This window comes from Mizugakiibacter sediminis (genome assembly GCF_000953855.2).
Lineage (GTDB): Bacteria > Pseudomonadota > Gammaproteobacteria > Xanthomonadales > Rhodanobacteraceae > Mizugakiibacter > Mizugakiibacter sediminis.
Window position 1 is genome coordinate 1 of sequence record NZ_DF970199.1, and the last position, 26922, is coordinate 26922.

Below are 26922 nucleotides of genomic sequence, written 5' to 3' on the forward strand. Positions count from 1 at the left end.
CGCAACTGGCGCGGCTGCCGCGGGGCGAAGGCGCGCCGCGCCTGCCGCACGTCGGCACCGGCATCGGCATCGCGCAGGGCGTGCTGCTGAGCGGCGGCGAAGCGGTGCTGACCGATGTGGCGATGCACGCCGGCCGCCTCGCGCCGGGCGAGCGCTTCACCTTCGGCTTCCGCGCGCGCGACGCGCAGGGCGGCATCTACACGCTGAACCTGGCCGCGGTGCCGCGCGAGGAGGTCGGCGCCGTGCAGCTCGATGCGCTGACGCTGGAGCTCGGCATCGGCGACCTCGCCACAGCCCGCCTGGCCGGCCAGGCGCGCTGGTCCGGCGGCGAGGCGCTGGACCTCGCGCTGGCCGGCGAGCTGCGGCGCGAGGGCCACCCGCCCTACGCGCTGTCGCTGCGCGCGACGCCGGCGACGGCGGCGGCGCCGGCCGATCTCCGCGTCAAGCTGGACGGCGCCGACGCGCACGCCCGGGCGCAGCTCTCGCCGCCCGCGCTGCTCACCTGGTGGCGCGGCCTCGCCACCGCGCCCGGCAACGCCCTGCCGCTGCCGCCGCTGGCTGGCAGCGCCAGCGCCGCCAGCCTCGACCTCGGGCCGGCGCACATCGAAGGCCTGCGCATCGAGTCCGGCGCCGACGTCGCCCTGCCGCCGGAATTGCAACCGGCGCCCGCGACCAGCGCCGCCAAACCGGCGCCCCGCAAACGATGAGCACGCTGGCCGCGCGCCTGCTCGACTGGCACGACGCCCACGGTCGCCACGATCTGCCGTGGCAGCATCCGCGCGCGCCGTATCGCGTGTGGATCGCCGAGGTGATGCTGCAGCAGACCCAGGTGGCGACGGTGATCCCGTACTTCCTGCGCTTCGTGCAGACGCTGCCGACGCTGCCGGACCTCGCCGCCGCCGACGAGGACCGCGTGCTGGCGCTGTGGTCCGGCCTCGGCTACTACCGGCGCGCCCGCTTCCTGCACCGCGCCGCGCGGATCTGCGTCGAACGCCACGGCGGCGAACTGCCGCGCGACTTCGACGCGCTGGCCGCGCTGCCCGGCATCGGCCGCTCCACCGCCGGCGCGATCCTGGCGCAGGCGCACGGCCTGCGCTTTCCCATCCTCGACGGCAACGTCAAGCGCGTGCTCGCGCGCTACCACGGCGAACGCGGCTGGCCGGGCGCGACAGCGGTGGAAAAGCGCCTGTGGGCGCACGCCGAGTCGCACACGCCGCGGGCGCGGCTGGCCGACTACACGCAGGCGATCATGGATCTCGGCGCCACCGTGTGCACGCGCGCGCAGCCGCGCTGCGCCGCCTGCCCGCTGGCCGGCGACTGCGTCGCGCATCGCCACGGCCTGACCGCCGAGCTGCCGCAGGCGCGCCCGTCGAAGCCGCTGCCGCAGCGCGCGGCGACGCTGCTGCTGCTGCGCGACCGCGACGGCCGCGTGCTGCTGGAACGCCGTCCGCCGCAGGGCGTGTGGGCCGGCCTGTGGAGCCTGCCGCAGGCCGACGACGCCGACGCCGCCGCCCGGCAGGCCGGACGCTACGCGCGGTTGCCGGGCGCGGCGCAGCCGCTGCCGACGCTCGTGCACGCCTTCACCCATTTCCGCCTGCACGCGCAGCCGCTGGCGTGGCGCGACGTGTCGCCGCTGCCGGCGATCGCGGATAATGCGCGGTTGCGCTGGTGCACGCGCGCGGAAGCGGCAGAACTCGGCCTGCCCGCGCCGGTGCGCCGCCTGCTGGAAGCGATCGAGGAGTACGCCTGATGCCACGCATGGTCCACTGCGCCCGCCTGAAGCGCGAAGCCGTCGGGCTGGATTTCGCGCCTTACCCCGGCGAGCTGGGCAAGCGCGTGTACGCGGAAGTGTCGAAGGAAGCCTGGGCGCAGTGGCTGGCGCACCAGACCATGTTGATCAACGAGTACCGGCTGAATCCGCTCGACCCCAAGGCGCGCGCGATGCTCGAAGAGGAAATGAAGAAGTTCCTCTTCGAGGACGGCAACGCGAAGCCGCCCGGCTACGTGGCGCCGGAAGACCGCTGAACGCGCAAGACCGGCGCGTCGCGGCGATGCCCTTCTAGCCGCCCTTCTCCGTCGACAGCTCGGCGCGCACCGCGGCGTAGTCGACCGGCTGGATCGAGGCGATCTGGCAACGCTGCCGGTCGAAGGTCACGTAGTCGAAACGCGTCTTCACGGTGCCTCCGGACGAGGTCACGCCGATGGTCTTCGCCCAATCCAGGTTGATGCAAGGCTTGGCGACCTTCAGCAGATAGACCTTGTTGACGCCGGTCCACACGGCCACGGCCTCCTTGCCGAGCGCCTGCCACTGGTAGATGCGCGGATAGAAGAAGGAATCGATCGGCGGGCCGGCGTGCTTCTCGAACAGCGCCAGGTTCTTCATCTGCGTTTCGAGGGTATCCGCCCGCGCCGTGGCGACGACGGCGAGCAGGACGGCCAATGCGGTTGCGATGCGATGCGGCGTTTTCATGGGCCACCTCCTGCGTCTCGAGGACGGCGGGGCAGCCGCAACCGTCGCGCCGCCGCCTCGCGCCGTCAAGCACGCGCCGCACCGCGCTTGACGCGCCAGCGGCAAGCCGATTTAATACGCGGCTCCCACAGTCGCGGTGCCGGCCCGCACGGCCGCCTCCGCACCCATGGCCAGGTAGCTCAGTTGGTAGAGCAGGGGACTGAAAATCCCCGTGTCGGCGGTTCGATTCCGTCCCTGGCCACCACCTCTCCCGAAGCGACATCCACGTCCCGCATCAGCGGCCGCGCCTTTTCGGTCGCGGGCCGGGTACTCGGTTTGCGGTTGCCGCCCAGTACGCCGATTGGTGCGCACTCACCGGTGCCGACGATCGCCGCTGTCGCCTTGACCGGGCTTGGCCACCGTCTTCGCGTGCTGGCGCACATCCTGGCTCAATGAACGGCTGACATCATCGGACTCGACGAAACGCCCCTGCTCGTCGCGGCGCACGTAGCGCTTGTCGCCCTTGTGCGGTTCGATCAGTTCGCGCTTGCCCTTGCTCATGATGGATCCTCCGTCGCGATGGATGGCGGCTGCACTCACCCCGGCTTGCGTTTCGGCGCCCTGCCCTTGGGCTTGGTCGGGCGTACGTTTCGCACCGTCTTCGCCGCGGGTTGCGCCGCCGCGCGCAGCGGCGCTGCGGCGCGCAGGGCGCCCGGCGGCGGCGGCAGGTCGAGGCGTTCGGCGGCCTTGCCGAGCGCGAGCAGACGTTGCGTGCAGGCGGGGATCCAGCGGCAGCAGCATTCGCGGTAGACGCCGGCGGCGTCGACGCCGCCGAGCACGGCGCGGTGGTGCAGGCCGCTGGCGCGCACGGCGGCGGCCGTCGCCTTGCCGCTGGCGTCGGCTTCCTGCGGCCAGTCCAGCGTGCCGTTGCCGGCGACGCGCGCGGGGATGACCCAGTAGTCGCCGGTGGCGTAGAGACCGCCGGGTTCGAAACGGATCTGGATGCCGTCCTCGAGGTCGAGCCACTCGCCCTCCTGCACGTCGAGCACGCCCTCGGCGGCGAGGTCTTCGCCCTGCTGGTCCCAGCGCCGCAGCAACGGATGCTTGTGCGGATCGGCGCTGGGCTGGTACGGCGTAAGGCTCTTCGGCACCTGCAGGGTGACGCGGCGGTTGGGCGCGTCGATGGCGATTACCTGCAGCAGCGGGAACGCGCGCTGCGCCAGCGCGTAGTCGTCGTCGAGCAGTTCCACGCGATCGCCGACGGCGAGGCCGAGGCGCGCGTCGCGGCCGAGGCTGGCCAGCGTCACCGGCATCGACGCGCTGCCGTCCGCATCCGGTTCGCCTGGCGGACCGCAGTCGACGATGGGGAAGATCACCGAACCGTTCTCGCGCGACCACTTGAAGGTGGCGGACGCCGCACCGGCCGCCACGACGCCGGGTTCCGCGACGGCCGCCAGGCCGCCCTGGTGGATCTCGACGCGGTAGAGCTGGTTCTCGCAGCCGCGATAGCGCGCGTCGGCGGCGATCACGCAGGGGTCCTGGTCGGACTCCGGCGGCTGCAACTGCGCGCGCAGTTGCGGGCAGGCATGCGTGGCGCGCAGGTTCAGCAGCGCGCGCAGGCGTTCGCAGGCGAGTTCGACATGGCGCTCGTCGCCGGCCGTGCCGCCCAGCGAGGCGTAGATCTCGTCCAGCAGCTTGCCGCCGTTCTTCTGCAATGTCTGGATCGCCGCGTCGAGCTGCTTCGCCTCGTCGCCGGCGGGATCGAGCGCGTCGTGCCGCCGCTGCAGCGCGTCCAGCACCGCCTGCAGCGATGCCTTGGCCGCACCCTCGTCGAGCAGGCGCAACTGCCACACCACCTGCGCGCGCGAGCAGGTGTCGACGCCGTTCAACGCGGTATCGGCGACGTGCGGCGCCTCCACCCACGACAGGTGCCGCTCCCACACGTCCAGCCACAGCGCGTACGGCCCTTTGGCGTTCTCGAAACCGGTCCTGCCGTCGGCGATGCCGTAGTCGGGCGTCGGTCGGTAGGGCTCCCCGGCCAACGTGCACGCGGTCTCGTTCACGCAGAGGATGCCGTCGGCGTAGAAGTGCCCGGCGGACAGGCTCCAGTCCTCGAGCGGCAACGTCTTGTTGGCGCTGTCGACGGTAGTGATGCGGAAGCCGTTGCCGGCGGCCCAGCATGGGCCGATCAGATCCGCCGCCAGCGTCCGCAGCAGATGGAGCTGGATGGCGCCCTGCTCGTTCCAGTCGGCTTCCAGCAGCACGCGGCCCTGCTGCTGGAACACCTGGCTGTAGTGCAGCGTGGGGTCGAAGGTGACGCGGGCGAAATCGCCTTTCATGGATGCCTCCTAGCTCGCGAAGATGATTCCGGCGTCCGTGCCGGCGGGCACGTATTCCTCGAAGCGCGCGGCGAGATTCGCCTCGCGCTGCGGTTCGTGCAGGTCGTGCCAGACGCCCATCGCCGAACGGTCGGAGGCGCCGGTGCGGATCTCGGCGCAGCAGTCGTCGGCGAGGCGCATGTAGTCGGGCGTGGCGTAGCGCACGCTGATGAACTGCGGCGCCACGCGCCGCAGCTCGCCGGCGCGCGCCGCCGCGTCGTCGGGCGCGACCGCGGCCAGCGCGAGGTCGGGCTGGCAGTGGAAGCGGCGCGGCGTGCGCGAGCCGTCCGCCACGTAGCAGAAGCGCACGCAGCCGTGCTGACGGCGCAGTACGCGCACGCGGCTGGCGAAGATCGAATCCTCGGCCAGCGCGATGCCGTGCGCCTGGATCTCGCCGATCACCGTGCAGCGCTCGAACGTCGCCTCGACATAGGCCACCGCCTCGTCGGGCGAGCCGAGCGCAACGCGGTCGATGCCGGTCGCGTCCAGCACGCTGTCGCAGATGCGCAGCGGCGAAGGTTCGCCGCGCCGCACCGGGCTGATCACGGCGATCGCGCCGAGGATGCCGTGCTCGATGCGCAGCGCGGCGCGCGTGCGGTCGAGCGTGACGCTGGGCTCGCCGGGACGCTTGGGATCGCAGTCGCAGTGCAGCGACCAGCCCGGCACCAGCGTGCAGTGACGGATCACCAGTTCGCACAGGTCGTCCTCGGGCGCGCACAGCAGGTCGTCGTCCGCCGGCCCTTGCACCTCGATGCCGCGGCCGACCACCAGCAGGCCGTCCAGCACCACGCGGCTGCCGCGCAGGCCGCCGATGGTCAGCGCGTCCGGTTGGCTGGCGCGCACGTCGAGCAGGCGCAGCACCGGGCGCGTGCGCTCGGCGGCGCGAAGCTGGATCGCCTCGCCGGCTTCGAGCTGCAGGTCGATGCGGCCTTCGTAGACGCCGCTCTCCGCCAGCTCGACGATCAGCGCGCGCGGCCGCCGCGCCTTCGCCTGCGCATGCGCCTCGTCGTCGGGGAGCTGCGGATCGGCGTCCTTCAGCGCGGCGAACGCCTGCGCCTCGGCCGCGTCCTTGGCCTCGGCCCAGGCGTCCAGCGCATCGGCGATGCCGGCGAAGTGGCCGGCCGGCAGCGGCGTCTTCGCCGGATCGCGGTCCGGCAGCGCCGCGTGCACGACGTAGCGCACGGCGCCCTCCAGTTCCGGCATGCGGCGTGCGTATTCGCCGCCGCCGATGTCGCCGGCGAAGCCGTACTGGTACGACACCCACACGCCGCGCTTCGGCCGCTGGTCGGGCGGAAACACCAGGCGCCCCAGTTCGGGATCGACGGCGATGCGGCCGCGCGGCACGCGGTAGCGCCAGCCGGACAGGTCGGCGGGGATCAGCGCGTCCAGCGGCACCGGCAGGCCCTGCCCTTTCGCCGGCCAGTCCGGCGCATACACCAGCACGCTGCGGCCCTCGCCATACACGTCCGCCGACGCGCGCGCGTAGTCCGCCGCCGCGCCGCGCTCGGCGAAACGATAGCGACGCAGCGGCACCGGCAGGTTGCGCTCCTCGGCGATGTGCGTCGGTGCGGGTTCCGCGATCGGCCGCTGGTACAGCGGCGCATCGTTGCCGAGCACGCTGAAGGTGTAGCAGTGCGGCCCGTTCTCCTCGGCGCAGTACGCCGGCGTGGTCGTCACCGGATAGCTCTTCAGGCGGAACGCGAACAGCCCGACCTCGGGCAGGTTGTAGCGGCCGCGGCCACGGCGGCCGACGATGCGGCGCACGTCGACGCTGTGCGCGAACGGATCGAACGCGCCGCGCTGCCAGCCGGGCAGCTGCAGCGGGCCGGGATCGCGCAGGTCGGCGCTGCCGCCGCGCGAGAGACGCCGATGGTCGAGGTGCTGCATCCAGCCGAGCAGGCGGTAGGACTCGACCGCGCGCGCCGGCCAGCCGGCGGCGTCGCGCGCGAGATCCTCCAGCAGCGAGAGCGTGCCCTTGCGACGACGCGCGTCGATGGTGTTGGCGACGTCGGCGCGCGGCGCCAGCACGCGGCCGAGGCCCGCGGCGCAGGCGCCGTCCTCGTCCAGCGTCGCCGCTTCCGGCAGCAGCGTATAGCCCAGCAGGTCGCCGATGTACGGCACCACCCAGTCGTCGCAGGTCTCGATGAAGGCGTTGTCGTACAGGCGCGCGATGTCCGCTTCCAGCACGTCGGCCTGCCGGCCCGGCACGCGCAGCAGGTCGCGCAGCGGATAGCCCTGCTCGGCGTCGCGCATGCGATAGACGACGGGCAACAAGTCGTACAGGCGGTCCGGGCGCGGGGTCATGGCTTCGCCTCCTGCAGCAGCAGCGTGTCGGGGACGTTCGGCAGCAGGCAGGCGAGCTGCGCCGGCAGCAGCGTCCTGCCGTCGGCGGCGTAGCGCGCCGGCAACGCCTGCACGCGCGGTGGCGGAGCGGATGCCGCGGCAGGCGCGGTCGATGCGGTGGCGAACGCCGTCTTCGGCAGCATCGATCCGCCGTCGCCGTCCGCCGGAGGCTCGCCGTTGCCGCGATCGCCGAAGCCGGCGACGAGGGTCGCCTCGTCCAGGCTGCCGAAGGCGTCGACGTCGATCCAGGCCACGCCGCGCACGGCCTGGATGCAGGCCACGAGTTCGCTGAGGTAGACGTTCTGCGCCAGCGCGCGGTTCTCGAAGCCGAAGGCGTCGAGCAACGCGGCGCGCACCCGCGGCTCCACCGACTCCCAGGCGTAGTCCGGCGCCAGGCCCACCTTGGCGCTGAACGTCAGCGCCAGCAGTTCGCGCACGACGAGGCTTGCCGCCAGCGATGGATCGCCGTAGCGCTGCAGCGCCTGCAGCAGGTTGCGGTAGAGATCGGAGTTGGGATCGACCGGCGCGTCGCCGGCGCCGGCGATGGTGACGACCACGCGATCGCCCAGCTTCGTCGCCGCCGCCTTGCCGACGCCGCCGAAGCTGCGCGCGAAATCGGCGTAGTCGGGCACCGACACCAGGCGGTCCAGCGCCAGCACCGCCAACGGCACGTTGCGCCGCGCCTGGTCGCGCGTCTCCGCGTCGGCGCCGCCGGAAGCGCGCAGCGGGTTGATCACTTCCTTGACGCCGAGCGGCCGCGTCGCCAGCAGGCTGATCTGCCGCGCGCGCACGTTGCCCGGCGCGCCGATGCCGTTGCGGTAGGTCGCCCTGACGTTCTCGATGCCGGTCGGCAGGCGCGCGCCGTGGACGCCGTCGCCGAACGTGACCGTGGTCTTGCCGTCGTCGCCCGTGGCGGTGACGAAGCTGCGGTCGGCGGGACCGGCGAAGGCGAGGTTGCGCACCTCGCGCCACTCGATGCCGTTGACGCGCACGAAAAGCGTGCTCTGCACGCCGTCGACGGTCGGCGCCGACACGTAGGTCAGCGGCGGCTGCTTCAGCACGAAGGTCTGCATCGGCGTCGCCGCGCTGCCGCTGCCGAGCACTTCGTTGCGCGTCTCGCCGTGGGTGGCGCGCACCACGTTGGCGTGGATCGACACGCTGTCGCGCCGGTAGGCATAAGCCAGGCCCTGGTCGGCGAACACCAGCGTGCTGTGCACGGTGTCGCCGGGCAGTTGCGGGTCGGCGCCCTGCTCCACCGCCTCCACCATCACCAGCTCGGCGGCGGTGACGGCGCCGGTGCCGGGCACGTCGGTGCGCTGGCCCTCGACGATCACCCAGCGCCCGGCCTTCAGGCCGTCCACCACGCCGTCCAGCGTGACGCGCTTCGCCGCGGCCGCGTCCTCGGCAGCGTGGCCGACATCGGCCGCGATCGTCTCCTCGGCCAGCGGCAGGAATTCGCTCTGCGCGTAGACCTGGGTCGCGCGCAGCGTGCTCATGCCGGGCGCGCTCCAGACAGGCGTCTCGCCACCGGACGTGTCGGCCAGGACGATGTCGGTGGTCTTGCCGCTGATGCCGTAGTCGCTGCGCGGGTGCACCTGCACGCTCTGGGCCTGTGCGACGACGGGCGCGTATTCCGCCGGCGATTCGATCACCAGGTAACTGCCGGGCTGCACGCCGTCGTAGGCGTTGTCGAGCTGCACGCGGTCGTCCTGTTCGGCGGAATCCCAGTCGCCGTCCGGTTTCGACACGTACGGCACCGCGCCCTTGGTCGCGTTGTCGGTATTGAGCGCCAGACCCATGATGCGCGGCGCGTTGTAGCCGAACAGCGGCGCCGCCAGGCGCAACGCGTAGACGCCGCTCAGCGCGGGCGAGGGCTGTCCGCGCGGCACGCTGGCCCAGGCGCGGTAGAAGCTGTCGGCGAGGCGGAACTCGAAATCCAGCAGCAACTGCGGACGCGCGTCGCTGGCCGGCCCCAGCGCGGTGGCGACGTTGCGCGCGAGACGCAGGCGGTTCGCCGGCTGCAGCGCCGGCGGCGCGGTGAGCGCTTGCAACAGCGCGACGAAGCTTCCGCCGCCCGCCGCCGGCGGCGGCGACGTCGCGCCCAGCGCATCGGCGATCGACTGCCAGAAGCCCAGCGCTACCGGCTGCAGCGCGGCGGGCAGATGCGCGGCCGCGAGCGGCCCTTCGCGCATGTGCGCGACGTACCAGCGGTTGCTCAGCCCGCGCAAGGCGGCCTTGCGGTAATCGGCCAGTTCGCTGCGCAAGGCATGCGCTTTCGACGCCGCGTCGCCGGTGTACGCCGCCGCGTCGAGGCGGTCGATGGCGGCCTTCGCCGCCGCCGCGACCGCCGCGGACAGCGCGTCCAACGGCTGCAGCATCACCTTGCTGCGGTTCGCCGACGGCTGCGCCTCGACCGACTGCACGCGCCGGATCGCCGGCGTGCCGGTGGCGAGATCGCCGAACAGGAACAGCAGGCGGTCGTTCGCCTTCAGGCCGGCCGTCGCATCGGCCACCCACAGCGCGTCCAGGGTGTCGATGTTGTCGAGGGTGATGTTCGGCGGCCGCGTCAGCCGCGGCTTCAGCGTGTTCCACTCGTAGCGCGCGTCCAGCGGCTCGCTGGTCTCGAAGGTCTGCATCTGCTCGCCCGGCGCCGGGATCGACTGCGCGCGCGCGCCGGCGGGGATGGTCACCGGCGGCGCGTCCTTCTCCACCGTGTAGGCGAGGTAGACGCTGGCGGCGACGCCGGGACGCAGGCGGTAGTCGACCAGCCGCGCCAGCTCCAGCACCGAGCGCCGTTCGGTGGCGGTGCGCAGGTAGTTTTCGTTGGCGATGCGCTCCTGGTAGAACGTGAGCACGTCGGCGCCGACGGCCCAGGCGTCGATCAGTGCCATCGCCGGATCGTCGCCCTCGCGCGTGCGCAGCCCGGCCGGCGCCGGCAGCGCGGCGTCGCCGAGATCCGCCTGCATGGTGGCGCGGAAGTCGGCGTACGTGCCGACGCGATAGCTCAGGCTCGACAGCCCGGGACGGTTGTGCAGCGGCAGCGGCGTGCCGACACGCGCGCCGCAGCCGCAGGCGCAACCGTGCTTGCCGCAAGCGGCGCAGCAGCTCATCGGCCACCTCCCATCGCGAACGCGATGCTGCCGTGATCGGGATAGTCGGGATCGCCGTCGACCCGCGCGATCTCCTGCGCGCCGATTTCCAGCACGCCGTCGGCGGGGACGTCGCCGGACCTTCCGCCCTCCATGCGCGTCAGCGTGATCAGCTCGACGTGTGCCACGCCGGGGACCGCCTGCGCCTCGGCGATCAGCGCGCTGGCGTACAGCGGCGCGCCCAGTTTCAGGCGGTCGGGATGGAAGAAGCCCGGCGTGCCGTCGCGGCGCAGGCCGGCGCGGAAGCGGTCGCGCAGCTCGGCCTCGACGTGCGCCGCCAGGAAGTCGGGCAGCACGCACACGCGCAGCTCGATCAGCAGCGGCACGTAGCAGGCGCCGGTCACGGCGACGTCGTGAACGATGCGGCGGTAGCGCTCGAGATCGGCGGCGATGCGCGCGGCCAGCGCGGGGTCGAGCACCTCGCGGCCCAGCGGGTCGGCGACCACGTGCGCCTCGTACCAGCTTCCGGTCCACTGCAGCGCGCAGGCCGCGCCCTGCAGCTCGGGCGCGCGCGCGGCGAACATGGCGTAGTCGTCGGCGACGATCGCGCGCAGCGGCCGCGCGCGGAAGGCGCCGGGCGCGTACAGCTTCGCCTCGGCGACGCTCTCCGGCGCGGTGCCGCCGCCGGCCGCCAGCGGATTGCGCGGCGCGATCGTGGCGCCCGACAGCGCGCCCGATTTCAGCGCCAGCCAGACGATGCTGTCGCGGCCGACGTTGCCCGCCGGGCCGTTGCCGATGCGCGGCGCGGCGCGGAAGAAGTCGCCGGCCTGCGGCTGGCGGCCCAGCGTGCCGTCGCCGAAGCGCAGGTGGGCGATGCCGTCGTCGTCCACTTCGACGACGAAATGGCGGTCGTCCGGCCCGCTGGCCAGCAGATCGTAGCGCGGCTCCCAGCGCCAGCGTGCGTCGGGCGCGCCGTCCACCAGCACCGCGGCGAGCGGTCCGCCGTGGACGGCGAGCTGCGGCAGCGCCGCGCGCGGATCGCGCGACAGCAGCCTGCACACCGGCGCGTGCGAAGGCAGCGGTTCGGCGAAGGTGAGCGGGCCGAGCGGCAGCGCGTGGCCGGTGTCGGCGGGCGGCCGCGTCACGTCCTGCACCGCGCCTTCGCAGCGGCAGCAGTCGTACTCGACTGCGCCGGGCACCATCCAGCAGTCCTCGGTGAGGTCGCGGCAGCGCCGGCAGGCGTCGGGCAGCGCCGCCAGCGCGGCGGCGAGACCGGGATAGGCGCCGTCGCCGCCGGCGGGTTCGCAGATCGCGCCGCAGTCGCAGGCCAGGCGCACGTGTTCGCCGTGATCGACCAGCAGCACGTTGCCGCGCGCCAGGCTGACGTCGTGCAGCCAGGCGCAGTCCGGCGCGGGCGTGCGCACGGAAAGGCATAGATCGAACGGCAGCGCGTCGCAGGCGTCCCAGGCGACTTCGAGCAGCGGCGTGCCGTCCAGCGGATCGATAGAGACTTCGACCGTGGTCAGGCGTACGGCGTGACGATGCGCCGGATCGGCGTCGGCGGGGTTGCCGGTCCGCGGGCCCCGCACTTCCTCGAAGATCAGCAGGTCGCCGGCAGCCAGCTTCAGCGCGCGCGGCGGCGATGCCGCCGCGGTGTCGCCCGCCCCGACGGAAGCGACGCCGGGCACGGCCGCCGACGTGCCCGCCGGCGGCGCGTCGACCAGCGTCGCCCGCGTGCTGCCGCGCGGCAGGCAGCACAGCTCGTCGCCCCAGGTGTGCAGGCGAATGGCGCTGTGCGCGGCGACGACGTCCAGCGTGGTGGCGCCGTCCAGCGGCATCGGTTCGAACACCAGCGCGCCCTGCGCGCGCGCCGCATCGAGCCGCGCGGCATCGATCACGCCAGGCTTGGCATCGGCCTCGCCGGGCGGCGGCACCAGCAGCAGCAGGTTGCCGAGGTCGAGGCTGAGATCGGTGTCTGACGCGAGCGTCACCAGCGCGCGCGCGTTGCAGCCTTCGTGCAGACGGTAGTCGACCAGCCGCGCGTGGCGGCGCACGGAGATGCGCCGGCGCGCGGTGCCGAGGTAGGCCTCGGTGGCGACCGCGTCCTGGTAGTAGCTCAGATAGTCAGCGGTGTAGGCCAGCACCTCGACCAGGGCGATGCCGAGATCCGGCACGTGCCGCTCGCGCCAATCCGGCATCGTCTGCGCGAGGCGGTCGAGGAACAGCTGGCGGAAGCTCGCGTAGTCCTTGGCGAGGTAATTGATCTCGGGCAGCGGCGACGGCGCCTCGACGCACGCCGTTTCCTCCTTGCAGTCCTGCCCGCGCGCGCAGTCGAGGCGGAAGCGCAGCTCGGCGCAGGCGTAGCGCGGGTCGAAGCCGGGATACGGCGTCCACGCGGCCGGATCCGTGCCCGAGGCCGCATCCACCAGGCACAGGCAGTACGGCGTGTGGTCGCCCTCGCGGTCCAGTACCACGCGCAGGCAGGCGTCGTCGTGCATCTCCGGCTCGTGCTCGATCTCCACCTCGACCACGCGCAGCCCGGTGATGCGCCGGCCGCCGCTGACGCGCACGTTGGCGACGCCGATCCCCGCCGGGATGTCGCCGAACAGGTGCACGCACAGGGTGACGCCGTCGTCGCCGACCTCGACGTAGTCGATGCCGTTCAGTTGCCCGGATGCGCGCAGGCGCGCGCGCCGCGCCGGCTCGCCGCACAGGGGCAGGCCGTCGCAACCGATCGGGGCGATGCGCGCGGTCGTGTTCATGACAGGCTCCGCTCGAAGCTGTCGCTGCGCGTCTCGCCGCTGGCGCGCAGGGTGTAGGTGAGGTCGACGCGCAGCGTGGAATCGACGCTGCTCACTTCCAGCGCGCCGACGTCGATCACATCGCCCAGCCAGCGCTGCAGCGCGGCCTGCAGGGTGAACTGCAGCGCCGCGGCCAGCTCCGGGCTGTTCGGCGCGAACACCAGCTGCAACAGGCCGCTGCCGAAGTCCGGGCGGTTGACGCGCTCGCCGGGACTGGTGAACAAGAGCTGCTCGATCATGTCGCGCACGTGGTCGGTGTCGTCCGTCTCGGCGCTGCGGCCGCGCGTGTCGAAATGGAACGGGAAGTCGATGTTCATGACGGCCTCACATGGCGGTGACGCGTGCCTGCGTGGCGACCACCAGCAGCGGCGTGCCGGTCGGCGCGCAGATCGCCTGGCTGTCCAGCAGCAGCAGCGGCTGCGCGTTCGAGGTGACGCGCGTCGCCGCGGTGACGAATTGCGCGGCGACGCAGGGACCGTTGGCGGCGGGCGGCGGCGGCAGCGTGCAGCCGGCGACCAGCCACGGCGCCGGCAGCGTGACCGTCGGCTGGCCGCTCACCATGACGCGCGGATTGGGCGCGGTCGGCTGCGCCTGCCCTGCGTGCGCGCAGAGCACGGTGGCGCCGACGTGGAGGACGAAGCCGGGCATGGCGCGTCTCCTAGGTGTCGAGCTTCGACACGCTGCTTCTTTTCCCCTCTCCCCGACGGAGAGAGGGAAAAGCGGCGCGCATGAAGCGCATCAACGAGTCGTGGTCCACCAGCATCGCAACCACCTCACGAATTCCACGTCTTAAGTCACCACCAGCGCGCCGTTGTTGATCGTCACCGTCGGCCCGGCGAGCACGATGGTGGCGCCCTTGCCGTTCGAGATCGTGATGCCGACGTCGTTCACCAGGATCATCGCCCCGGTGGTGCTCTTCAGCATGATCCCGCCCGCGGGTCCGGGCAGGTCGCTGATCGTCACCACGTTCTGCAGGCCCGACTGCAGCACGATGCTCGGGCTGGCAGGATTGCCGGCCAGCGCCAGCGCCGGCACTTCGGCGGCGATGCCCCAGAAGCAGCCGGTCCAGATCGGGTAGTCGGGATCGCCCTGCTCGAACTCGATCCACACGCCGGCGCCGATCTGCGGCACGAACCAGCTGCCACTCTGCTTGCCGGCGATCGGCACGCAGGGCATCGCCCAGGTCGAGGGGATCAATCCGGACACGTCCGGCACCATCACCTGGATGCGGCCGCGCTGCTCGGGGTCGACGTTCTGCACCACCGTGCCGCGGTACTTGCCGTAGAACCTGCGTCCATTGCTCATGGCGGCACCACCGGCAGCGTGGAGATCAGGCCCTTGCGCGACAGGCCGAAGCTCTGCTTGTACTCGCCGCGCTTGATCGTGTGCCGCACCTGGGTGACGTAGTGCAGGCCGTCGAACGCCGGACCGGCCCCGCGCACGCCGACCAGCTGGCGCGGCTTCAGCACGCGGCCGTAGCGCGCGACGTCGAGGCTGCCGGTGCCGGTGACGGTGTCGGCGGACTTCGCCGCCTCGGCCATGCCGAGCAGCAGCGCGCGCACCGGCGTGTACTTCGCCGTCTCCGGCAGCTCGCGGAATTTCTGCGGCGGCGGATCGACCAGGCCGAGCGGCGGATTGAGCGGGCCGATGTCCGGAATCGGGATCGGCAGCGGCACCTTGGTCTGCTCGTTCTGCACGTAGACGATCGGCAGGCTGCGCGCGTTGCCGTCGTAGCTGAAGCTGAGCGACTCGACGTTGCTGGCCGCGTCCATGTCGACGTTCAGCGCCGGCTGCGGCACGCCCACCTTCACCTTCGGTCCCCAGTAGGCGCGGCTCATGCCCGGCGCCGGGCCGGGGTCGAGGTAGAACACGTAGCCGACGCGCTCGGCCAGCATGCGCACGTACTCGAGGTCGTTGCCCTGCTGGCCGGGAATGCGCTCGGTCGGGATCGGCACGTCGACGGCGATGCTCGGGATCACCAGCGGCACGATGCCGAGGAAGGCGTACTTGGCGAGGATCAGCGCGACGACGGCCTCCGCCGGCATCGCCGGATACGGCAGGCCGGGCAGGCCGGAGAACTCGAGCTTCTGCATCACCGTGGTGAGGTCATCGCCGGTCACCTGCAGCGTGGTGTGACGCTGGTCGGCACCGGGCACGATCTCGGTCTTGGTGACCACGCCGTCGATCAGTACCTCCGGCATGCCGTTGACCGTGGCGACGACGATCACGCGCAGCAGCGGGATCACGCCGCCGCCACTCAGCAGGAACAGCGTGTGCAGCGGCGAGCGCACGCTCAGCGTGAATTGCAGGGTGAAGGCGCCGGCCGCTTCGTCCTGCTGCACCACCTCGACCTGCGTCAACGCATCCAGCACCGGCTGCGGCACCGGCACCGGCACCACCGGACCGACCAGCAGCGTGAGATGCACGCCCGCGATTCGCATTTCTTACATCACTCCGTAGCGAGGGCGCCGAGACGCCGCTGCGGCGCGTCGCGCGGACCGAGAGACGGCGAAGGCGTAGCTGACACTACGTCGAGCCGGACCGAGGAAGCGCGGCGCGCCACAGCGGATGGATCGGCGGCCGCAGCAGGAGCGGTGTGAGAAACGCGGATCACGCATTGGGCGCTCCCGGGATGCCTTCCGGCAGCGTGATGCGCAGCCGGCGGCCGACGGTTTCAGTCAGCTCCTCGGGGCGCAGCGCGCGGTTAGCGTCGCACAGTCGCCAGAACTGCTCGGGATCGCCGAGGTACTGCGCGGCGATGTTGTCGAGGCGCTCGCCCTGCAACACCGTGTGCCACTGCAGCAGGGCGAAGGCTTCCGGCGCCGGCACGAAGCGGCGCTTGAGGTAGGCGACGGGCGTGCCGTCGGCGCGCAAGAAGGTGCCGGTCGGCGTCAGCGCATAGCGGCTGGTCGGCGGAAAGATCGCGTCCATCAGGGTACCCCCGTGATGCCGAGCGCAGACAGCGGCACGCCGGCATTGGCGCCGACCAGCCGCTCCTTCTGCTGCAGGTAACTCATGAACAGTTCGGCAGCCTTGTGCCCGGAAGGCACGTCGCTGACCGAGAGCACGCGCAGGCCGAGGCTGACCTTGGCGCGGATCGGATTGAGCGCGGCGTCGAACGCCTCCTCGGTGATGCTGAACTCGGTGACGCGCACCGGCAGGATGCGCGCGCGGCTCCACACGAACAGCGCCAGCGGCGCCTCCATCGGGATGATCTCGAGCGTGCCGACGTTCGACAGCGCGTCGTTGGCGCGCAGCTGCGCGCTGGTCGGATAGACCATCGTCTCCAGCGCGGCGAGCTGCGGCTGGACGCCGTTTCGCGTCGCGACCGCGTTCTGCCCGGGGAATTCGAGCTGGTCGGTGGCGTCGATCTCCGCCTCCAGCTTCAGCGTCTCCACCGGCGGACCCTTCAGGCGCATCGCCTCGGAGCGGTCGCTGCCGTCGGCGCTGATCGCCTGCACCTGCAGCGTGCGCGTCAGCGAATCCGGGTTGTACTGCAGCGCGATCACGCGCCGCACGGCGGCGGTGTCGGCGTCGATCAGCACGATGCCGCCCTTGATCAGCCGTGGGGAATTCGGGAAGGCGCTCATGGCACGTGCCCGAAGCCCAGCAGCCGGTCCATCGCGCCGAGCACGTAGGAGAAGCCTTGCACGCACGGGCTGCGGTTGCCCTCGATGGTGTAGAGCATGCCGTCCCGCACCGAGTGCACCAAGCCGGCGTGGCCCTGCCAGCCCTGCAGGCTGACCCGCCACCACACCACCACGTCGCCAGGCACCGGCGGGTAGCCGCTGCCCGGCGCGTTGGCCCAGCCTTCGCGCCTCAACTGCGCCAGCAGATCGCGCGCGCCGGCGGTGTAGTCGAACGGCATCTTCGCCGCGTCGCCGCCGCTGCCTTGCAGGAAGCACCAACTGACGAAGGCCGTGCACCACGCCTCGCCGTCGCCCAGCCCCGCCGGCGCGAGGTACTTGCGCACGAACGGGCCGCGGTTGTTGCCGCCGACCTCGCAGGCGCCCGCCTTCAGCTCGCCGATCGCCGCGGCCAGCGCGGCGCGGCCGCGGCGGCTGCCGCCGCGCGCCGGCAGCGTGGCGTAGTCCACCGGCACCGGCGGCACCACGAACGGCTTCGGATGCTGCAGGCTCCACCAGGTCAGCGGCCCGACCAACGCGTCGACTTCCAGCGGCTGGCCGTGCGGATCGAGGTTCTGCGACTGGAACGCGCGCACCGCGCGCCAGGTGGCCGCATCGAACTCGCCGCTGGCCGCGACCGGATAGCCGCGCTGCGCCAGCAGCTTCTGCAGCTTGCGCACCTCGCTGCCGCGATCGCCCTTGCGCAACACGTCCATGCGCATCTCCTCAATGCCCGTTGTCGGCCGGCGGCGGCTTCAACGCCACTTTCAGCGCCGGATTGAGCACGACGTGCGGATCCGCCCTTTTCGCGGCCTCGACGTTGGCCGCCGCCTTCTGCGTGTCGCCCAGCTTCACGTAGGCATTGGCCAGCGCGACGTGCGCGTTCGCCGGCAGCGGCGCCGCCTGCGATTGCATCTGCAGTTCCCTGGCGACCGTCGCGATTTCCTGCAGGTGTTCTTCGCGCGCCGGGGACGTGGCAGCCGGCGCCGCCCCCGCCGGCGCGGGCGCGGCGACGGCCGACGGCGACGGCGCGACCGGTGCCGCGGCCGAACCCGATGGCGCCGGCGCAGGCGCAGGCAGCGCCGCGGCGGCCTGCTCGAGCTTCGCCGTCAGCGTCGGCACCAGCGTCTGCCGCACCGCCGGCGCCGGCTTCGTCGCCAGCACCGAGCGCGCGAGGTCGTAGGCCTTGTCCACTTCGCCGATCGCGCGGTAGCCGTCGGCCACCTCGGCCTGCAATTGCGGATTGCCGGCAACGCGCTGCTCCAGGTTGGCCAGCGTCCGCTCGTACTGCTGCTTCTGCTGCGGATCCGTCGGCGGCGCCGGCTGCTCGCGCAGGTGGTCGATCTCGACCATGCCCTGGTTGAACTTGACCGCGGCGATGCCCGGAAAGCCCATCAGCACCACCGCGAACACCAGCAGCAGCATCGCCGCCTTGAAGTCGCGCCGCTGCACGATCATCAGCGTGATCGCCGCCAGCGCGAACACGAACAGCACGAAGCCGCAGATCAGCATCAGCCGCTCGTAGCCGAACAGGCCGTCGAAGATGCCGTCGATCGCGTTCATGGCATGGCCTCCTCGCGTAGCGGCATGGCGCGTCAAACCCGCCGGGCGCCGCCGGGCAGCGGCTGTCGGCGCATGACTTCATCGATGATCGGGCGCGCTTGCTCCCACGTGTAAGTGCGCAGCAACCGCTCCATCAGGTCGGGCGGAACCGCGTCGACGATCGCCAGCTCGCGCGCCCACGCATCCGCGGTCGCAGGCGTGCGGAACACCACGCGCTTCAGCCACTCGCTCTGTGCCTGCGGTATCGCGCCGTAGAGGAAGTCCGGCCGCGACACCGCCAGTGCGTACAGCTCGGCGATGTATTCGCCGCGGCTGCTGCGCGCGTACTCGAACTCGCGACCCGTGGGCAGGCGCGAGGCATCCATCGCAGTCAGGAACAGCGTCGCTCCACCACCGCCCGCTGCGTCGCGCGTGTAGGTGATGCCGCGGACGACGACCGACGCGTTGGGCCGCAACGCGGCCAGCCAGCGGTCGAGCCCGGCCTCGTCGACGCCCAGCGCGCCGCGCAGGCGATCGCGCTCCGCCTGCCAGTTCGCCGGCCGGCCTGCAGGACTGCTGATCCACGCCCACGGATAGTCGTACCAGGGCAGGATGTCGCGGAAGAAGCGCTCGCGCTCCGCGCGCGGAATCTGCGCGTCGATGACGTGCCCCACTTCGTGGCGCAGGGTCTGCTGTGTCGCCGGCAGACGCAGGCTTGCTGAGCGCGAATACGGCTGCGCGCCCACGCCGGCGTCGTAGACGGTGATGCGACCCGTGCCCGGATCCGTTTCGCCACCGACCATCCCGGTGCCTCCCGCTGCGCCATGGCCGACGCACTGGCCCGCCGCGTTCAGATCCTGCGGATGGCAACCGGCGCGGGCGAAGGTGATCAGCTGCGGATTGGCCCAGGTCGCGCTCTCCGGCAGGGCCGACAGCGCGTCTTCGACGCTGGGCCAGTCGGCGTCGCCGTAGCCCCAGGCGGGCGAGGTCGCGGGCGGATTGTCGAACACCACGTTGTAGCGGAACTCGACGCGCACCTCCTGCGCCTTGCGGCTGCAGGTCTCGCGGACGATGTCGAGGAAATCGAGATAGCGGCGCGGACTGTGCCCCAGCGCCGGCAGCGCCGCGCGCAGATCGTCGGCGGCGGCGCGGATCTCGCTCTGCTCGTTGGCGACGATGGCAGCCTGGTGCGAGGCATTGGATGCGGCCGCACCGCGCTGCAGGCACGCCAACGCACCCTGCTCCCAGGCGTCGACGCGGCGAATCGCGGCCGCGTCGCTGGCAGGCACCGGCCTGCGCTCGGCCGCGGCGCACAGCGGCTCGAGGCAGTCGGCAGGGTTGGGACCGCGCGGCGGCGCGTGCGGCATCGCGGGAGGCAGCGTCGATGCCGTCGGACGTGACGCCATCGTCGATCGCGGCTGCGTCCCGGCGTCCGGCAAGGGCAAGCGGCGCAGCACGCCCGGCGTGTGCGTCCGCACCTGCAGCGGCGCATCCGCAGGTCCGCGCATGGCACGCGCGGAAAGCATGTCGGCTTCGCGCTCGGCAGCGTCACCCGGCGCACCCAGCGTCGTCGCGGAGGCGTCGCCGCCGCGCTGCTGCAGGGTATGTACCAGTTCGTGCGCCAGCACGTGCTCGTCGGGCCCTCCCGTGGCTATCGCCTCCGCGCCGAACACGACGTGCTGGCCTACCGTGTACGCGCGGGCGCCGAGCGCGCGGGCGGATGCCGCGGCGCGCGCATCCGCATGCACGCGCACGCCGCTGAAGTCATGGCCGAAGCGCGTTTCCATCCGCGCACGGCCAGTCGGGTCGAGCGCGCGACCCGGTGTATGCAACACGTCGTGAACGATCGCCGGCACTACGGGAAGCGATGACGCACCCGCATCCGGCACGCGTCGCGACGCCCGACCGCGCGGCGGGGCAATGCCCCCGGCTTCCAGGCAGGCGCGACACGACGTGGTCATATCGCCCCCGCGCGTGTGCCAGACACCGTAGCCGGACCGATGCTCATCGACTGCTCCGCGTGCGCGGTTGGTCCGGGCGCTCGCCCGGTCGGCTGCACTCGCCTTCGAACGGATGCTGGATCGGAACGTCGGCGAACAGCGCGCGATGCTCCGCCGTGCAGGTGATCGGCGTGCCGATGACCTGCTGCACCTGAGATTGGCTCAGCCGCAGATCCGGCGGCGGCAACGGCGGCGGCTCGAGCACGATGAGTGCGCGGCGCAGCGGTTCGTAGATGGCCTGCAGGCGCTGTTCGCGCGTTAGGCGCTGCCTTCCGCGCCGGCCGGTACGGAAGGCCTCGACGTCCGCCTCCGTCTCCGCGAGTACGGTGGGCGAGAGACCAGCTCCGATCACATGCTCCTGCGCCAGCGGATCGGGGCTGCCCGGCTGCCGCGGCTGCAGCGTCTGCTGCAGGTGTGCGAACAACGCGGGGTCGGCGACCTCACCGCCGACGCCACGACCGAAGAGTTCCGCGCGGCCCACCACCGGATAGCTCGAGGAAAGCGCGCGCTGCAGCCGCTCGGTGCGCATGATCAAGGCGGAAGCGATCTCGCGGCGGATTGCCTCCTGCAACAGTCGTTGCGCCTCTTCCGCGCGTGCCTGCGCCAGTCGCGTGTTGTTCTGGAAGCGGCCGCGCGGATGCGCTTCGGGCCCCTCCGGGGACGCGCTGCCTTCGATGCGGGCAATGCGGTAGTCCTGGCCTCGGATCAGATCGACCGCCTCGCGCAGGCTTGTACGGTTGAGGCTGTCCAGTCGCGGGTTCGGCGTAATGTCGCTGTACTCGAAGAAGTACGGGATCAGCCTCCGCTGCGGCCGCGACGGAGGCGGCGACGTCGGCGTTTGTCCTTGCGGCGGATGGCGCGTGCAGCGGAACTCGATGCGCGGCTGCGAACACTGGCAGACGCGACAATCGGGTGCGCGCGGATGCGAGCCGCCGAACACCACGCCGCCGGTGATCTGGTAACGGGTCGGCTCGTGCGCGCCGCCGGAGACGCTGCCCTCCACGACGAGCTGCACCGGGCCTACGTCGAACTGCGCACGCGCCGTAGCCTGGCCGGAAGCACCGCCGGCAATGCTGGCGCCTCCAGTGCCTGCAAGGTCCAGCCGGAACACGTCGCTGGCCTGCAGGTTCACGCTTACCCGCGCCTCCGGGCGCAGTTGGTGCAGCGCATTCGCGAACGTGCTGAGCGCCTGCGACGACGGCTGACCCGACGCGACGCCGGAGAGCAAATTTCCCACCGCCTGGCCGGCGGACTGCAGCGCGGAACCGTAGTCGATCTCGCCGTGGACGCCGCCCGCCACGCTGCCGCGGCACATGTCGATCTGCAGGAAGGCGCTGCTCGCGGTAATGTCGCCGCTGGTAGCGGTGCGCGTCTCGGGACCAAGCGTGCAATGGCCCGGCGTCACGACCCGCTCGACGTCGATTTGCACGCGGTCCGGTGCAACCATGCTGCGACGATCGACTTCGCGCGCCAGCAACGGCGCACGCGCGTGCGCCAGCATAGGCGGCGCACCTCCTGCCGCGATCCGATCCGCAGCGGCATCGGCTTCGCGCTCCAGAGCTGAATCAGGCGAATCGATGCCCTGCGGCGAACCCTTCATGTGCCGCTGCTGGACCACGTGCGCGAGTTCGTGCGCGAGCAGGCGGCGCCCGGCCCGTGTCTGTGGCGCATACTGCCCTTCGGCAAACACCACGTCGCGCCCGACCGTGTAGGCGATCGCACCCACCGCACGCGCCGACGCGGCTGCCGATGCGTCCGCGTGCACGCGCACCCCGCTGAAATCCTGGCCAAAGCCTCGCTCCATCGACTGGCGCGTGCCGTTATCGAGAGGACGCCCCGCGCCACCAAGCACGCGGTGCACGCTCGGCGGAATCGCCGGCGCCGCGCCGGCGCCGTCCGGCTTGCGCTGCAGCCGCTTGCGCGCGCACTCCGCGCACTCGCCGCCGCCCGGCGTGTGCGTGCCGCAGGCGCATTTGCGCTGCAGCAGCAGGCCGGCCGTCGGCGCTGACGACGCGCGTTTGCCGGCGACGCTGGCGGTGCGCTCAGCCACGGCGAGCCCTCTTCGCGGCAGACCTGCGCGTAGTGGGCGCCGTGGCGCGCTTGGCCTTGCGCAGGCTGGCGAGGAACGCCTCGAGCTTCGCGGCGTCGACGGTGCGCTTCTTCTTCGCGGTGTCGACCGCGTCGATGATCGCGTAGGCCTCGTCGCAGTATTTGCCGACGAACGCCCAGCTCATCGGCTGCTTGCGGCCCCAGGTCACGCAGACCGGGCCGTGGCGCGTGTAGCCGGAGACGTAGACGTAGTGGCCGTTCTTCGGATTCGGCTTGCCGTTCTTGCCGCGCACCACCTCCCACGGCTTGCCCGCAAAGAACTGCGTCAACGCCGCGTTCGGCAGCGCGAAGCCGAGGCCGGCGCCGATGTCCATGTACACGACGCGTTTGATCTCGTTGCGGGTGTCGGGGTCGATCTGCGCGAAGGCTTTCACCTTGTAGCGCCGCCCCGCCACGCGCCAGCCGCGCTTGCGCCACTCCTTCAGCGAATCGAGCACGACCAGACCGCTGTCCACGCCGCCGGTCTCGTCGAAGTATTCGGTCAGCACGTCCTTGTCGCTGATCTTCAGCAGCCGGTTCTGTTCGGCCTTCTCGAAGCGCAGCGTCTGGTGCGCGCGGCCGGCGATCACGCAGTCGCCGTAGCTGTCGTTGGCGAACATCGGCGTGGGAATGCCCTTGTGCTCGACGTCGAAGTCGTACTCCGCGGGCAGCGGCACCGGCGCGCGCAGGATCGAGGCGAACAGCAGGTTGCGCGGATCGCGTTTGGCGGGACGCTTGCCGAAACGGAGGATGCCGCCGGGGCGGAGTTTGGGAATCGCGCGCATGGTGCTACTCCTTGCCGGCACCCGTGGCCGGCCGTGGTGACGGCGCGGCCGCCGCGGCGATGCCGAGTCCCTGCCCCACCGCGGCGGCGATGCGGCCGCCGAGACGGTCGTGCGCATGCCGCGCCTGCTTCAGCGGCAGCGGCGGCAGTGCGTCCACGGCGCCGAGGCCGCGCAGCGCGTCGAGCGCGCCGGGCGCGGCGAGCTGCCGCGCCAGCTCGCGCTGCAGCGCCGCGCGCACGTCGGCGGCGCGTTCGCCGCCGAGCAGCGCGCCGTCCAGCACCAGGCGTTCGATGTGCAGATCGATCTTCATGCCTGGCCTCCGGCGCGCTCGAGCCAGCGGAACTCGGCTTCGTTGACCGGTTTCTCCAGCTTGCGGAATTCGGCGCGCGCGGCCTCCAGCAGCAGCGCCATGCCGATCGGCGCGTTTTCGCGCGCGGCCATGAAGGCGGCGTTGAGGGCGATGCTCTGGATGCTGCCGCCGCTCAGCGCCAGCCGCGCCAGGCGGTCGAGGTCGAGTGCACCCAGGCGCGCCTCGGGCGGGAACACGCGTGCCCAGATCGCGCGACGCTCGGCGACGCCCGGGAAGGGGAAGTTGACGACGAAGCGCAGTCGGCGCAGGAAGGCCGCGTCCAGCGCGCTCTTCATGTTGGTCGCCAGGATTGCCAGCCCGCGGTAGGACTCCATGCGCTGCAGCAGGTAGTTGACCTCGATGTTGGCGTAGCGGTCGTGGCTGTCCTTCACCTCGCTGCGCCGGCCGAACAGCGCGTCGGCCTCGTCGAACAGCAGGATCGCGCCGCCGTCCTCGGCGGCGTCGAACAGACGGCGCAGGTTCTTCTCGGTTTCGCCGATGTACTTGCTGACCACCGCCGACAGGTCGATGCGATACAGCAGCAGGCCGAGCGCGCGCGCCAGCACTTCGGCGGCCATGGTCTTGCCGGTGCCGCTCTCGCCGGCGAACAGCGCGCTGATGCCGAGTCCGCGGTTCATGCGCGCGCGGAAGCCCCAGTCGTCGTAGACGGCGGTGCGCAGCGCGACATGGTCGGCGATCTGGCGCAGCAGCGCTTTCTCCGACGCCGGCAGTTGCAGGTCGTCCCAGCCGGCTTTCGGCTCGATGCGCTGGGCGAGCTGGTCCAGCGCCGGCCGCGCGCGCGCCAGCGCGTGCCGCCACAGCGCATCGCCCAGCGCCGCCGGCGCGTTTTCCGCTTCTGCCAATGCGGCTTCGGCCACCTGGCGGATCTTGGCGACGCCGAAGTCGAAATGGCCGGCCAGCCGTTGCGGGTGCCGCGCCGCCGCCTCGCCCAGCGCCGATTGCCACAGCGTGCGCTGCTCGTCGACGGTGGGTTTGGCGACATCGACGCTCAGCGCCGGTACGTTGCCGTCGATCCACGGCTCGCGCGCGTCGACGAACGCCAGCCCGCCGAGCCGGACGAGGAAACGGCGCGTCGCCGCGGCGTGCGCGTCGCCGCGCTCGAGCTCGCCGACGTCGAGGTACAGCCCCAGCGGCAGCAGCCGGCTCTCGCGCTGCCACAGGCGGATCAGCGTTTCCTGTTCGGCCGCGGCGGGGATCTGCTCGGCGGCCAGCCGGTAGAGCTGCACGCCCAGCGCCGCGGCGACCGTCTGCGCCAGCATCTGCTTGCCCGAGCCGTCGCCGCCGAGCAGTTGCACCAACGGCAGCGTGCCTTGCTGCGAGGTCGCGCGCAGGCTGCGCGCCAGCGCATCGGCCAGCGCCCGCTGCGAAGGCGGCAGCGGCAGCGTCGGCGGCAACGGGGCCAGCAGCGGCAGCAGGCGATCGTCGAGATAGTTCAGCCCCTTCAGGTAGGCGACGATGCGCTCGTCGGCGCGCAGCGCCGCGGAGACCAGCGGCAGCGCGCCCGGCTGGCTGATCTCGAGCAGGCGCCAGTAGCGCAGCGGCCGCTCCGGCGTCAGCGCATCCCAGCTCGGCGCGTCGAACAGCGCCAGCGCCAGCGCGAAGGTCGGATACGGCTTGCCGGGATCGCGCTGCGCGCGTGCGCACAGCTCGGGCAGCCGAGTGTCCAGTTCCATCGCCGCGCACAGCAGCAGCGCGTCGCGTTCGAAGGCCGACAGGCCTAGCCGCAGGGACAGCAGCTCCAACGCGGAGCGGTGGCGCGGCGCGTCGTCGAAGGGCTGCGCCGGCGCCGCGTCGGCGATCGGCGCCGGAGGCTTCGCGGCGGACGCGGATGCATGCGCCGCGCCGAACAGTCGCGCCAGCCGCGACGAAGGTTCCGCGGGCGCGGCCGGCGCATCGTCGTCGGCCAGGCGCAGCAGGCGCGCGCGCAGGTCGGCCAGCGCCGTGGCGAGGTGGCGCTCGTTGGCCGCCAGCCAGTCCGCGTAATCGCTCATGTCACCTTCACCTGCTGGCTGGCGGCGAACGCGGGCACGGCGCCGCCGAAGTCCACCGGGATGCTGTCGACGCCGTCGACGCGCAGGCGCACGGTCCAGGTGCCGGCGGCGACGCCTGGCACCTGGAACACCAGCGCGGTCGGCTGATGCGTGTCGGCCGGATTGCTGAGGCTGGCCGGCGCGATCACGCGGTCGCCGAACAGCAGGAACACACGCTGGCCGTCGCGGATGCGTGGCGCGCAGCTCACGTTCAAGGTGAGATCGCCGGGGCCGGCGCTGAGCGGCGTCAACGCGATGGTCGGCGCCAGCGCCAGCGGCAGCTCGTTGCTGAGCAGCGACGGCAGGCCGGGACGCTGCACGCGCAGCGCGACGGTGTAGAGACCGGGGGCCCAGCGCGACAGCGCCTCGCCGTCCTCGCCGCTGTCGGCCAGATGCAGGCGCAGCGTGCCCGCGGCGTCGCCGGCGACCGGCACGATCTCGACCGGCGCCTCGAGACGCGGACTGCTGAAGCGCGCCAGCGCGTTCTCGACGGCGAGCCGGCGGCCGGTCACGATCACGTCCTCGCCCAGCCGCACCGCGGCCTGCGCGTGCGGCAGCGTCAGCGCGTCCAGCCCCGGCGCCGCGGAGGCGGTGGCGAACACGCCGCGGTCGTCGGCGCCGCGCCTCAGCACCGGCAGCGGCGCGCGCGCGGCGTTGCGGCTGTCGATCAGCACCACCGCCGCCTCGTAGGCGGTGGAGACGCGGTAGTTGGCCTGGAATGCCGTCCACAGTTTGGACAGCTCCTCGACGTTCAGCGTCTGCGGCGTCAGCCGCACGCGCTCGATCTGCGCGTCGAGGTCGTTGCCGGCGAGCGCGTTGTGGATCTCCGATGCGCCCAGCAGCGCGTGGTCGTAGAGCACGCTCATCGCCGCGGCCAGCGCGCGGTGGCTGAGCGCGTCGTTGTCGCTCTCGCCGCGGCCGTAGGCGGTGAGCAGGTAGTGCAGGTTCAGCGCCAGCGGCGGCAGCGCACTCTCGCCGGGGCGTACCTGCCGCGGCAGGTCGAGGTTGCGCCAGGCGGCGTTGTACGCCACCTGGTACAGGAACAGGTTCAACTGCGCCTTGGTGACCCCCTTGCGCGCGAGGTCGGGCGGTTGCAGCGTCACCTCGAGGTCGGAAAGCTCGCTGTCCAGCGCCGGCACCTGCGTCAGCAGCAGGTTGCGCAGCGTGCGGCTGACCGCGGCGATGGCGAGCGCGTTGCTCATGGCGCGCCTCTGCCGTTGCGCTGACGCAGGTAATCGTCGAGACGCGTCGGCCGCGGCTCGTCGCGGCGGCGCGCGGGCGCCGCCGGCGCGGCGCGCACCTCGATGCGGCCGATGCTGACCTGCACCACGGTTTCGCTGGCGGGTGCCGCCGGCATCGCGGCCGCCTGCGTGCGCGGCCGCGGCGCCGCGGGCGGCGTGGTGGACGGCGGCCGCAAGGCG

General features: G+C 72.2%; 22 protein-coding genes, 1 tRNA gene and 2 pseudogenes. 4 read left to right on the plus strand and 21 right to left on the minus strand.

What is annotated here, in order from left to right:
* The 3 genes and pseudogenes from MBSD_RS15440 to MBSD_RS08520 form a co-directional block, all read left to right on the plus strand.
* Positions 1–707 (plus strand): annotated as a pseudogene (locus MBSD_RS15440) (AsmA family protein); the annotation flags it as partial.
* Positions 704–1750: an A/G-specific adenine glycosylase gene (gene mutY / locus MBSD_RS08515; RefSeq protein WP_062536898.1), complete on the plus strand. Its 1047-nt coding sequence runs from the start codon at positions 704–706 to the stop codon at positions 1748–1750. The pseudogene MBSD_RS15440 and the gene mutY, both read left to right, overlap by 4 nt.
* Positions 1750–2025: an oxidative damage protection protein gene (locus MBSD_RS08520; RefSeq protein WP_062536900.1), complete on the plus strand. Its 276-nt coding sequence runs from the start codon at positions 1750–1752 to the stop codon at positions 2023–2025. Before mutY ends, MBSD_RS08520 begins: the two co-directional genes overlap by 1 nt.
* Positions 2026–2059: 34 nt before the next feature.
* Here MBSD_RS08520 and MBSD_RS08525 read toward each other — a convergent pair whose 3' ends face one another.
* Positions 2060–2470 (minus strand): DUF6491 family protein, encoded by a 411-nt coding sequence (locus MBSD_RS08525; RefSeq protein ID WP_148667841.1) that lies wholly within the window; start codon positions 2468–2470, stop codon positions 2060–2062.
* Positions 2471–2638: 168 nt separating this feature from the next.
* On the opposite strand from MBSD_RS08525, the gene MBSD_RS08530 reads away from it, so the two are divergent.
* Positions 2639–2714, plus strand: a tRNA-Phe gene (locus MBSD_RS08530).
* Between the two features lie 107 nt (positions 2715–2821).
* Here the strand turns inward: MBSD_RS08530 and MBSD_RS08535 are convergent.
* From MBSD_RS08535 to MBSD_RS08630, 20 genes and pseudogenes are all read right to left on the minus strand, one after another.
* Entirely contained in the window at positions 2822–3010 is a 189-nt protein-coding gene (locus MBSD_RS08535; protein WP_062536904.1) for a hypothetical protein, read from the minus strand.
* A 35-nt stretch (positions 3011–3045) separates the two neighbouring features.
* A complete protein-coding gene (locus MBSD_RS08540; protein WP_062536906.1) occupies positions 3046–4788 on the minus strand; it encodes a DUF6519 domain-containing protein in 1743 nt (580 codons plus the stop codon).
* A gap of 9 nt (positions 4789–4797) precedes the next feature.
* Positions 4798–7131 (minus strand): hypothetical protein, encoded by a 2334-nt coding sequence (locus MBSD_RS08545; RefSeq protein WP_062536908.1) that lies wholly within the window; start codon positions 7129–7131, stop codon positions 4798–4800.
* A complete protein-coding gene (locus MBSD_RS08550; RefSeq protein WP_062536910.1) occupies positions 7128–10280 on the minus strand; it encodes a putative baseplate assembly protein in 3153 nt (1050 codons plus the stop codon). Before MBSD_RS08550 ends, MBSD_RS08545 begins: the two co-directional genes overlap by 4 nt.
* On the minus strand, positions 10277–13021 hold the full coding sequence (locus MBSD_RS08555) for a putative baseplate assembly protein (RefSeq protein ID WP_062536912.1): 2745 nt from the start codon (positions 13019–13021) through the stop codon (positions 10277–10279). Before MBSD_RS08555 ends, MBSD_RS08550 begins: the two co-directional genes overlap by 4 nt.
* A complete protein-coding gene (locus MBSD_RS08560; protein ID WP_062536914.1) occupies positions 13018–13377 on the minus strand; it encodes a GPW/gp25 family protein in 360 nt (119 codons plus the stop codon). Before MBSD_RS08560 ends, MBSD_RS08555 begins: the two co-directional genes overlap by 4 nt.
* Positions 13378–13384: 7 nt before the next feature.
* Complete coding sequence (locus MBSD_RS08565) at positions 13385–13708, minus strand: hypothetical protein (RefSeq protein WP_062536916.1); 324 nt, start codon at positions 13706–13708, stop codon at positions 13385–13387.
* 141 nt (positions 13709–13849) lie between these two features.
* A complete protein-coding gene (locus MBSD_RS08570; protein ID WP_062536919.1) occupies positions 13850–14365 on the minus strand; it encodes a phage baseplate assembly protein V in 516 nt (171 codons plus the stop codon).
* On the minus strand, positions 14362–15486 hold the full coding sequence (locus MBSD_RS15445; protein WP_237071770.1) for a hypothetical protein: 1125 nt from the start codon (positions 15484–15486) through the stop codon (positions 14362–14364). Before MBSD_RS15445 ends, MBSD_RS08570 begins: the two co-directional genes overlap by 4 nt.
* 184 nt (positions 15487–15670) lie before the next feature.
* The gene (locus tag MBSD_RS08580; protein WP_062536923.1) at positions 15671–15991 is read right to left on the minus strand and encodes a LysM peptidoglycan-binding domain-containing protein; all 321 of its coding nucleotides are present in this window, start codon (positions 15989–15991) and stop codon (positions 15671–15673) included.
* Entirely contained in the window at positions 15991–16650 is a 660-nt protein-coding gene (locus MBSD_RS08585) for a CIS tube protein (protein WP_062536925.1), read from the minus strand. Before MBSD_RS08585 ends, MBSD_RS08580 begins: the two co-directional genes overlap by 1 nt.
* Positions 16647–17402 carry a CHAP domain-containing protein gene (locus MBSD_RS08590; protein ID WP_062536941.1) on the minus strand — a complete coding sequence of 252 codons (756 nt, stop codon included), beginning with the start codon at positions 17400–17402 and terminating at the stop codon, positions 16647–16649. Before MBSD_RS08590 ends, MBSD_RS08585 begins: the two co-directional genes overlap by 4 nt.
* 10 nt (positions 17403–17412) lie before the next feature.
* Positions 17413–18249 (minus strand): hypothetical protein, encoded by an 837-nt coding sequence (locus MBSD_RS08595; RefSeq protein WP_062536927.1) that lies wholly within the window; start codon positions 18247–18249, stop codon positions 17413–17415.
* 32 nt (positions 18250–18281) lie between these two features.
* Positions 18282–20189 carry an eCIS core domain-containing protein gene (locus tag MBSD_RS08600; RefSeq protein ID WP_082306567.1) on the minus strand — a complete coding sequence of 636 codons (1908 nt, stop codon included), beginning with the start codon at positions 20187–20189 and terminating at the stop codon, positions 18282–18284.
* Positions 20190–20232: 43 nt separating this feature from the next.
* Positions 20233–22278: an eCIS core domain-containing protein gene (locus MBSD_RS08605; RefSeq protein WP_062536930.1), complete on the minus strand. Its 2046-nt coding sequence runs from the start codon at positions 22276–22278 to the stop codon at positions 20233–20235.
* A complete protein-coding gene (locus MBSD_RS08610) occupies positions 22271–23101 on the minus strand; it encodes a hypothetical protein (RefSeq protein ID WP_062536932.1) in 831 nt (276 codons plus the stop codon). Before MBSD_RS08610 ends, MBSD_RS08605 begins: the two co-directional genes overlap by 8 nt.
* Positions 23102–23105: 4 nt before the next feature.
* Positions 23106–23411, minus strand: a complete 306-nt coding sequence (locus tag MBSD_RS08615; protein ID WP_062536933.1) for a hypothetical protein — start codon at positions 23409–23411, stop codon at positions 23106–23108.
* The gene (locus MBSD_RS08620; protein WP_062536935.1) at positions 23408–25462 is read right to left on the minus strand and encodes an ATP-binding protein; all 2055 of its coding nucleotides are present in this window, start codon (positions 25460–25462) and stop codon (positions 23408–23410) included. Before MBSD_RS08620 ends, MBSD_RS08615 begins: the two co-directional genes overlap by 4 nt.
* Positions 25459–26703 (minus strand): Pvc16 family protein, encoded by a 1245-nt coding sequence (locus tag MBSD_RS08625; RefSeq protein WP_062536937.1) that lies wholly within the window; start codon positions 26701–26703, stop codon positions 25459–25461. The genes MBSD_RS08620 and MBSD_RS08625 overlap by 4 nt, the downstream gene beginning before the upstream one ends.
* A pseudogene (locus MBSD_RS08630) lies at positions 26700–26922 on the minus strand (hypothetical protein); the annotation flags it as partial. The pseudogene MBSD_RS08630 and the gene MBSD_RS08625, both read right to left, overlap by 4 nt.